Source organism: Microbacterium sp. Leaf288 (assembly GCF_001422925.1).
Taxonomy (GTDB): Bacteria; Actinomycetota; Actinomycetes; order Actinomycetales; family Microbacteriaceae; genus Microbacterium.
The window spans coordinates 56,931-66,621 of sequence record NZ_LMNI01000016.1 but is presented as its reverse complement, the minus strand read 5'-3'; the positions used below and the strand labels follow the sequence as shown (position 1 = coordinate 66,621).

The following is a 9,691-nucleotide window of genomic DNA, read 5'->3' as shown; positions in this document are numbered from 1 at the left end:
ATCATGGGGGTTAGGTGGTGCGTTGGCCGGAGATGCGGACGTAGACCCAGGCGAGGGTGAGGACGATGATGCCGAAGATGATTTGGCGCATGGCTTCGCTGGTGTCCAGGGTGAGCAGGAGGCGGTTGAGGAGGGTGAGGATGAGGACGCCCATGATGGTGCCGCCGTAACCGCCGATGCCGCCGAGGATGGAGGTTCCGCCGATGACGACGGCGGCGATGGCGGGCAGGAGGTAGCCGTTGGTTTGGTCGGGTCCGATGGAGGAGGAGATGCCGGAGAACAGCAGCCCGCCGAGGGTGGCGAGAAGTCCGGACATGGCGTAGACGGCGATGAGCACGAGCGGGACGCGGATGCCGCCGAGTCGGCTGGCGGTGGGGTTGTCACCGATGGCGTAGATGGCTCGTCCGAGTCCGGTTTGCTTCAGCCCCCAGATCAGTGCGATCGATAGCGGGATCCAGACCAGCGCGCTGGCAGGGATGGGTCCGATCAGGGACCCGCCGCCGAGGTAGGACACGATGGGGAGGATGTCTTTGGATCCGGCCAGGATGCCTCCGGTTTTCATTCCGACGATGGTCAGTCCGAGGAGGATGGAGGAGACGCCGAGGGTCATGATCAGCGCGTTGACTTTGAACACGCCGATGCCGATGCCGTTGAGGACGCCGACGATCAGGCCGATGCCGAACGCGAACGCGAGTGCTTCGAGCTGGCTGGCTCCGGCGAAGTTCGCGGCGACGTAGGCGGCGAGGTTGGCGGTCATGGTGATGCTCATGTCGATGCCGCCGGTGAGCATGGCCAGGGTTTGCGCGGCGGCGAAGATGCCCAGTGGTGCTGCCAGCAGCAGGATGGAACGCACTCCCGCGGCGGAGAACATCGTGGGGTCCAGCAGCCCGGTGATGAGGTAGAGGACGATGAAGACCAGGCCCAGCACCAGCACGGGTTGACGGCGGAGGGTCTCGCCCAGGCTTCGCTTGCGTCGCGGTTCGGTGCTGGTGGCCGGCGGAGTCGCCTCGGCCTTGAGGTTCGCGTTCATGACACTCTCCTTCGTGTCTGTAGCCAGCCGCCGATGAGGACGACGATGATGAGGATCACGCCGCGGACGGTCTCGGCGGTGTTCGGGTCGATGCCCAGGCCAAGCATGAGGGCGGGGATCAGGCTGAGGATGAAAGCGGCCAGGACGGGGCCGATCATGCCGCCGGTGCCGCCTTGCAGGGCGATGCCGCCCAGCACGACCGCGGCCACCGCGCTCAGCAGCAGCCCCAGGCCGATGCTCGCTCGCGGTTCCCCGCTCGCGGTGTAGGCGGTGGTGACGATGCCGGCCAGGCCGCAGAAGAACCCGGACACGGCGTAGGCGAGCACGCGGGTGCGTCCCACGTTCACACCCGCCAGGAACGCGGCCTGCTTGTCGCTTCCGATGGCGTAGAGCGCCTTCCCGTAACGGCTGCGGGAGAGCGGGAACCACACCAGCAGCAGCGGAACGATCAGCCACAGCAGCGACGGCAACGGGTTGGAGAAGTCACCGACGATCAGGTTCACGAACTCCGGTGAGGTGCCCCCGCCGGGGCCGCCCAGGATCAGCAGCGCCACCCCGGGAAGGATGAAGCTCATCGCCAGGGTGACCACGATGTCGGGCACCCCGGAGATGACCGAGATCCACCCCATCAGCGCGGAGACGGCCACCGCGAGCCCGATGGACAGCACCGCGATCAGCAGACACGCGACCAGCCCCTGCCCTTCCATCAGCCACGCCGAGAAGCAGTTGATGAAGACGACCATCGACCCGACAGCGAAGTTGAACCCGCCGGTGATGACCACCACGCCCAGCGCGACAGCCACCAACGCCAGCGACAGCGAGCCGGCCGTGATCGTGCGCACCGCGAAACCGCCGAACACCGGCAGCTGACTGGCCCGCCAGAACAACAGCACAATCAGCAGCACCGCGATCGCAACAACCCAGCCGTATCTCTCACGGAACCGCTGCAACGGCGTGGACGGGGTGGGCAGACTTGTCGTCGAGACAAGAGCCGGGGGTGGCGCGCTCATTCGCTGACCTCCTCTTCGATGACGCCATACATGGCCTGCAACATCTCTTTCTCAGTAGCCCGGGGATTCAGTTCCCCGACGATGGTTCCCCGGCGAAGCACAAGGATCCGGTCACACACCAAGTTCGCCTCACGAAGCTCACTGGTATACATCAGGACCGCCTTGCCGTCGGCGGCCAGATCACGCACCAAGTCATAGATCTGATGCTTCGCACCGATATCGATGCCCCGGGTCGGGTCGAACAGCAGGATCGTGTCGAACCCCGCCGCCAACCACCGGCCGATCGTCAGCTTCTGCTGATTACCACCAGACAGCCGGCGGCTCTGCGCCGCCGCACGCGTATCAATCGACAGCCTGTCGATCACCGACGCGACAACCTTGCGTTCCTTCGTGAGACTGAACGGACCCCACTTGCGCAACGGGGCGTGAAGCGGCAGCGCTATCGACTCATGCACCGGCCGCTGCGGAAGCAACGCCATCAACCGATCACTGGGAACAAGGACCAGCCCCTTGCGGATCGCGTCAGCCGGATGCGAAGCCTTCAGCTCCGTCCCCCGCAACGTGACCGCGCCCGAACGGACCCGGGTCTGCCCAGCCAGGCAAGAGAACAGATCATCCTGCCCCTGCCCCTCCAGCGCGATGATGCCGACCACCTCACCCGACCGGACCTCGAACGTGACATCCTCCGCCTGGCCACTGGTAACCAGTTCAGCCTGCAAGAACGTCTCTCCCAGCTCCACCGGCGCACGCTCGATGAAGTCCGACCGGTCAACGGCAGCCTCCTCACCCAGCATCGAGGCAACGATCCGCCGCTCCCCACCCTCGGTCGGAGCGAACGTGGCAACGGTGTAACCATCACGGAAAACCGTGCACATCGTGCAATACCGGATCACCTCGTCCAACCGGTGCGAGATGAACAACACCGCCCGGTCCCGAGCAACCTGCTCCGCCATCACCTCGAACACCTTCTCCGCCAAATCCCGCGGCAGAGCAGCAGTGATCTCATCAAGGATCAGCAACCGCGGCTCATGACTCAGCGCCCGAGCAAGATCGATCATCCGCTGAAACGGCAACGGAATCCGGCTGGCCTTCTCCCGAAGATCCAGCGCCCCCAACCCCATCTTCTCCAGCTCCGCACGCACCCGCGGCACCGAACTACCCGTCAACTGACAATTCTCAACAACCGTCAAATCAGGAATCAACGCAGGATCCTGGAACACCGACGCGATACCCCGCCCCAGCCCCTGATGCGGATTAGCCAACGCCAACGGCCCGTCATCCATCTCCAACGACCCGGCATCCAACCCCACAACACCAGTCAGGATCTTCACAAACGTCGACTTACCCGCACCATTGGCACCCAACAACGCATGAGCCTCACCAGGACGCACCTCCAAGTCCACAGACTTCAAAGCACGCACCGCACCATACGACTTAGACACACCCGTAGCAGTAAGCAGCGGCTCCACCATCAGCCCTCTCCAACCTCCCAAAACCAACCCCAGCGGTGGGGTTGGGGGCGGCCCCGGCATCGACCGCGGCCGCCCCTTTATGTGATGTGCTCAGACCCCAGCGATCACTCGCCCGGACCCTTGCACGCCAGNCGGTGGGGTTGGGGGCGGCCCCGGCATCGACCGCGGCCGCCCCTTTATGTGATGTGCTCAGACCCCAGCGATCACTCGCCCGGACCCTTGCACGCCAGGACCTGCTCGTCGGTGTAGGTGGTCAGGCCCGGCACCGACAGCGTGGTCTGGAACCGCGGCGGCTGACCCGGAAGGTACATGTCCGCGATCTCCTCGGCGTTGTCCGTCGTGTTGAAGGTCTCAGGGGTGATGACGGTGCTGTACGGCACGTCTTCCCCATCGAGCACACGGAGCGCGACGTTCAGGCCAGCGCCCCCGATGGCGGGCGGGTTCGTCACGATCACACCCTGCGCGCCCTCGGACAGGAGCTTGATGAACTCGTTGGACCCCTCTCCGGCGACGGGCACGGGCTCGGCTCCGGCGGTTTCCATGCCCTTCACCACCGGGAAGTCGGCCCCGGAGCTCCAGACGCCGTCGTACTGCTTCGCTGTGAACTCCTGCACCGCGACTTCACCGGCCTTGGTGTAGTCCCAGCCCATCCAGACCTCCTTGAGGTTGATGCCGGGGTAGTCCTCGAGCGCAGCCTTCACCCCGGTGTCACGGTCGATGTCAGCCTGAACACCCTGAATGCCACGCATGTACAGCACGTCGCCCTCGCCGCCGATCATCTCAGCCAGCCCACGCATCTCGAGCTCGCCCACCGCGACCTGGTCGTTGGTGACCATATGGGTGTCCGGCGCCGTGACGGTCGAGTCCACGACGACGACGGTGATGCCCTGCGCCTGGGCCTCGGCGATGATGGAGTTCAGCTTCTCGGGATCGGACGGGTTGACGACGAGGATGTCGACACCCTGCGAGATGAGGTTCTGCAGGTCCTGGATCTGCTCAGTCGGGCCACCGTCCTTACTGACGGTGATCACCTCGGAGACCTTGCCGCTGGCAAGAGCCTCCGCCTTGATCGAGCAGATCATCTGCTCCCGCCACAGGCTGCTGGCGAGCGTGTTGCTGATACCGACGACGTACTGCTCGTCACCACCGCCGCTCTCCTGAGGTTCGGCGGTTGCTCCGCCGCTGCTGCAGCCTGCGACAGCGAGGGAGGTGAGAACGAGTCCCCCAATGAGGACGCCCAGTGCACGTGATTTCTTCATTGCTGTACTTCCTGTTCTGTGATGGATGGGTGATACGCGTGTTGCAAGGGTTCAGTTGGCGAGGAGTGCTGCGGCGGCAGAGTCGTAACGCAGCGCGTACGCGCTGCGCGCCGGCTCCGTCCGCGCCACCTCCCGTCCGTTGAGAAGCACCATCAGCGCTCGTCCCCGCACGAGATGGCCGAGGTCGACCAGTTCCGTACTGGACGGCGGGTCCTGGTACTTGGCAAGTTCGGTCATGTAGACGTCGAAGAGCGTGCCGCGCTCGAGCGCACGGTCGTGAAGCTGCAGATAGCACAGGGCGATGGCGATGTCGTCGAGGAGGGTGCCAACGACCGCGTCGCCGAAGTCGATCAGGCCTGACACGGACCCGTCGGTGCACAGGACGTTGGAGAGGTTGAAGTCGCCGAAGATGAACTGCGAGGCGGCGTAGGGACTGACCGGTCGCCTGCGTTCGTGGACGGAAGCAACTCCCGCGAAGATTTCGTCTGCGAGCTTCAGCTCGTCTGGCTCGAGATAGCGTTCCAGGTCGTAGTTGTGGGCGCGGAACGAACCGAGGTCCCACGGCCGTGCGTAGGCCCGCATGTCGATGTCCGGCGTGAAGCCGGCGTACTGCTGCGCGCACTGGTACTGCAGGTACGCGACATCCTGCACCAACGCCTTCGTCAGCTCGACGTCCGATATGGACGCACCGTGCTGGAACGTCATCAACATCGTCGTGGCATCCCCGTCGCGCGTCAGGTGTTCGCCGGCGTCGTTCGCGATGACAGCGGGGACCAAGTCGCTCAGCAGGGGCTCTTCCCGCAGCCGCAACTGAGCTTTCGCCTGCAGAGTGAGGCTCCACCGCCCGAAGTCGTCGGTGGTCGTCTTGGCAACAACGGTGCCGCTTGACGTCTCAACGATCGCGGTGAGATCCGCTTCGGACGGAACCGCCCGCAGAGACGTAACCGACCCGACGCCGTACTCCTTCTCGATGACATGCCGCAGGTAGTTCTCCGAATCGCCCATGCGGTTTGTCTTCTCTTCCTCTTGGTGCATATCCACGGACTGTAGGGCAAAGAGAATGATTGATTCAATCAAATCGGACGATCGAGTTGATACTCTTACGTGATCGAAACGCGGCGGAAACAAGGCGTCTTGGTGCCCGCGACGCTGCACCTCCGGCCCAGGCTGGTTGGGCGAGGGGTTGGTCGCCGCCGTGCTGACAGCTCCGAGCGGCGGTCCGCCGATGCGGGTGCCGATGGCGAGGGTCTTTCTCATCGAGTACTTCCTTGTACTTGAGGTCTTCACTGCGGAGGACCGTTGAGGTTCTCCGCAGGTGTCGGATGAGTGACGGGCGTCTCGTCGCCCGGCGCTACCGCTGTGAACTCTCCACGTCGGATTTCGGAGCCCGCGCATCGGTTTTGCCTTGCGTGGCGACGTCGTGGAGGGCGGCGGTGTAGGCGTTGTTGAACCAGGTGAGGTCTTCGGGTGAGAAGGTGAGGGGCGGTCGGATTTTGAGGACCTGGCCGGNGGCGACGTCGTGGAGGGCGGCGGTGTAGGCGTTGTTGAACCAGGTGAGGTCTTCGGGTGAGAAGGTGAGGGGCGGTCGGATTTTGAGGACCTGGCCGGCGGCGCCGACGGCAGAGATGAGGACGCCGTGGTCTTTCATGGCATCGACGAGGCGTTGGGTGGTGGCCCCGTCGGGTGTGCGGGTGGTGCGGTCGGTGACGATCTCCACGCCGATGAACAGGCCGCTGCCGCGTACGTCGCCGACGAAGTCGTAGTCCTGGGACAGGGTGGTGATCGTGTTCTGCAGTGCTTGGCCCATGATGTCGGCGTTGCGCATGAGCCCGTTCTCGACTTCGTCGAGGACCACGGTCGCCGCGGCGATCGTGGCCGGGTTGCCGCCGAAGGTGTTGAAGTAGCGGTGATCGACGGCGTAGGCGTCGCTGAGCTCGCTGCTCATGCCCAGGCATCCCACCGGGAGCCCACCGGCCATCGGTTTGCCGCAGACCAGGAAGTCGACATCGTGGGTGTGTCGCAGCACTCCCCACATCGCTGATCCGGAGCGTCCCATGCCGGGCTGGACTTCGTCGGCAAGGACGAGGCCGCCGGCTTCGCGGACGGCGGCGAACGCCTCGTTGAGCATCCCGGGGGTACCGGGGTAGATCCCGTCGCTGGACATGATGGTGTCCAGCACCAGCAGCGAGACCCCGTGACCGTGACGCTGCAGATCATGGATGGCCCGTCGGACGGACTCGGCGAAGACCGTGCCGGCGTTGTCGCCGTCGCGGTAGGTATCGGGCGCGTCGACCGTGCGCACGTGGGGTCCGATCGGCATCGCCCCGCCGTTCTCCGGCGTGATCTGGGCGGTCAGACCCGTGACACCGTGATACGCGTTCGCGGTGACGATGATGCCGTCGTTCCCGGTGCGCCACCGCGCGATCTGGATGGCAAGATCATTGGCTTCGGACCCGGAGTTGGTGAACACCACCCGGTCCATCCCGACGGGGAAGGTGGCCGTGAGCCGCTCGGCGTACTCCACAATCCCGTCCTGCAGGTAACGGGTGTGCGTGTTCATCACCAGCAGCTGACGATGAACCGCCTCCGCGATCGCCGGATTGGAGTGACCGGTGGCCTGCACATTGTTATACGCGTCCAGGTACTCCCGGCCCGCGCTGTCGAACACCCGAGTGCCCCGCGCCCGCGTCATATGGAACGGCGCCGTATAGAACAGCGGGTAGATATCCCCCAGAACCGCCCGCCGCCGGTCGAGCAGAACTGCATCGTCCGCAGACAGACCGTCACTCTGGCCAGGCGTGAACCCGTTGATCATGGGCATAACTGAAATCCGATCCAATCCGCGAACAAAGACCCATCACCCCATCAACAACGCCGCCGCAGCCACGTCANCACTCTGGCCAGGCGTGAACCCGTTGATCATGGGCATAACTGAAATCCGATCCAATCCGCGAACAAAGACCCATCACCCCATCAACAACGCCGCCGCAGCCACGTCACACCGACGGAAGATGATTGTTTCGATCATCATACGTGAACGGTACAAACATGCAAGAGGTTTGTTCAGGCCCCGCAGCGCAAGCGAAAGCAGCCATCCGTGCATGCAGAGGAGCCCTCACTTAGGGCCAAGGGGATGCGTTCCAAGAGCTGGTGGTGCCCGGCCACGCAGCGTCGACGGCTGCGGGGTCCAGTCGAAAGGCGGGCCATAAGTGGATGCAGTTGCGGGCGGTCGCGTTGGTTTACGTGACCGCCCGCATATGTCAGGCGCGGGCGCCCGTCATTCGCCCGGGCCCTTGCAAGCCAGGACCTGCTCGTCGGTGTACGTGGTCAGCCCGGGCACCGACAGCGTGGTGATGAAGTTCGGAGCCTCGTCAGGGAGATACATCCCGGCCAGGTCGGCAGCGTTGTCCGTTGAGGTGAACACCTCCGGGTCGATGATGGTGTCGTGTTCCACGTCCTCGCCGCCGGCGACGCGAAGTGCGACGTTCAGACCTGCGCCTCCGATGGCAGGGGGGTTGGTAACCAGGACGCCCTCAGCTCCCTCGGTGAGCTGCTTGATGAACTCGTTCGAGCCCTGGCCTCCGATAGGGACAAGGTCGCGTCCAGCTGTGAGAATGCCGTTCACGACCGGGTAGTCCGGCCCCGACGTCCAGACGGCGTCGTACTGCTTGGCGCTGAACTCCTGCACCGCGATTTCGCCGGCCTTGGTGTAGTCCCATCCGGTCCAGACTTCCTTGAGGTTGATGCCGGGGTAGTCCTCGAGCGCCGCCTTCACCCCGGTGTCACGGTCGATGTCGGCCTGGACGCCTTGGATGCCACGCATGTAGAGCACGTCACCCTCGCCGCCGATCATCTCGGCGAGCTTGCGCATCTCGAGCTCGCCCCATGCCACCTGGTCGTTCGTGATGACGTGTGCTTCCGGCGCCGTGACGGCGGAATCCACGGCAACTACGGTGATGCCTTGCGCGTCGGCCTCGGCGATGATGGAGTTCAGCTTCTCGGGGTCGGAGGGGTTGACGACGAGGATGTCGACACCCTGCGAGATGAGGTTCTGCAGGTCCTGGATCTGCTCGGTCGGGCCACCGTCCTTGCTGATGGTGATCACTTCGGAGACCTTGCCGCTGGCAAGAGCCTCCGCCTTGATCGAGCAGATCATCTGCTCCCGCCACAGGCTGCTGGCCAGGGTATTGCTGATACCGACGACGTACTGCTGATCCTCATCACCGCCACCCTGAGACTGCTCGCCGCCGGCGGCACCGCCGCTACACCCGGAAACGGCGAGCGCGAGGACGAGCACGCCCGCCATGATGCTCAGTGCACGAGACTTCTTCATTGCTGTACTTCCTTGTACTTCGTGGTCTCCGCCGTGCGAAGAGCCGTTCGGGTTGCCCGACTGGTACGTCGGATGGGCAGCGGCACGGCCGCAGGAGTGCCCGGCTTACATCGGCTGTGAACGGTCTGCGCAGAACGTCATTCCTGTCCTGCGCAGACCGTGGGTGTGCTCTAGATCACCTCGGACAGGTGGAACTGCAAGGAGTTCTCGTCTGCGAATGTGCCCCACGCAGACCCGATTTCCTTCCAATCCTCAGAAGCGAACGTCGCCTGAAGCGCGTCCCAGCTCTCGGCGACGATGTCTTCGACGACGTTGAACGAGTTCCCCTCTACGACCCCGCCCTTGATGTCGACGCTGTCGCCCGCGACGAGGTACACCTTGAACGAATGGATAGCGGGCGCCTGCCGGCAGGCCGGCTGGTCCACCTCGCGGGACCACTTGACGAACGCGGCCGGGTCTACTCCGTCGTGCAGACGGTAGGTGGCGAAGATCTGGGTGGGCATGGTTCTCCTCTGTTGATTGATTTCGCGTGGGCCCAGAAGCGCGTAGCCTCCGGCGCTGACAGTTGGGCTTGAAGCGGCTTCTCA

Annotated in this window: 8 protein-coding genes; all 8 read right to left on the bottom strand. The window is 64.3% G+C overall.

The genetic code is table 11. The features are described 5' to 3' along the window. Positions 1 to 10 precede the first annotated feature (10 nt). The 8 genes from ASF40_RS20615 to ASF40_RS20580 all read right to left on the bottom strand — a co-directional run bounded on the left by ASF40_RS20615 (position 11) and on the right by ASF40_RS20580 (position 9,607). Positions 11 to 934, bottom strand: coding sequence for an ABC transporter permease (locus tag ASF40_RS20615; RefSeq protein WP_235560314.1), 924 nt, complete (start codon positions 932 to 934; stop codon positions 11 to 13). A gap of 92 nt (positions 935 to 1,026) precedes the next feature. Further along, positions 1,027 to 2,040 (bottom strand): ABC transporter permease, encoded by a 1,014-nt coding sequence (locus tag ASF40_RS20610; RefSeq protein ID WP_056372695.1) that lies wholly within the window; start codon positions 2,038 to 2,040, stop codon positions 1,027 to 1,029. Beyond that, positions 2,037 to 3,512 carry a sugar ABC transporter ATP-binding protein gene (locus tag ASF40_RS20605; RefSeq protein ID WP_056372693.1) on the bottom strand — a complete coding sequence of 492 codons (1,476 nt, stop codon included), beginning with the start codon at positions 3,510 to 3,512 and terminating at the stop codon, positions 2,037 to 2,039. Before ASF40_RS20605 ends, ASF40_RS20610 begins: the two co-directional genes overlap by 4 nt. A 203-nt stretch (positions 3,513 to 3,715) precedes the next feature. After that, the gene (locus ASF40_RS20600; protein ID WP_056372692.1) at positions 3,716 to 4,771 is read right to left on the bottom strand and encodes a substrate-binding domain-containing protein; all 1,056 of its coding nucleotides are present in this window, start codon (positions 4,769 to 4,771) and stop codon (positions 3,716 to 3,718) included. A gap of 51 nt (positions 4,772 to 4,822) precedes the next feature. Beyond that, positions 4,823 to 6,028, bottom strand: a complete 1,206-nt coding sequence (locus ASF40_RS20595; RefSeq protein WP_162239880.1) for a phosphotransferase enzyme family protein — start codon at positions 6,026 to 6,028, stop codon at positions 4,823 to 4,825. A gap of 253 nt (positions 6,029 to 6,281) precedes the next feature. Beyond that, positions 6,282 to 7,586 (bottom strand): aspartate aminotransferase family protein (locus ASF40_RS20590; RefSeq protein ID WP_157549890.1); only part of this gene is annotated, 1,305 nt, incomplete at its 3' end. 462 nt (positions 7,587 to 8,048) lie between these two features. After that, positions 8,049 to 9,104 carry a substrate-binding domain-containing protein gene (locus ASF40_RS20585; protein ID WP_056372688.1) on the bottom strand — a complete coding sequence of 352 codons (1,056 nt, stop codon included), beginning with the start codon at positions 9,102 to 9,104 and terminating at the stop codon, positions 8,049 to 8,051. Positions 9,105 to 9,274: 170 nt separating this feature from the next. Then, positions 9,275 to 9,607, bottom strand: a complete 333-nt coding sequence (locus ASF40_RS20580) for a hypothetical protein (protein ID WP_056372686.1) — start codon at positions 9,605 to 9,607, stop codon at positions 9,275 to 9,277. Between the last annotated feature and the right edge of the window lie 84 nt (positions 9,608 to 9,691).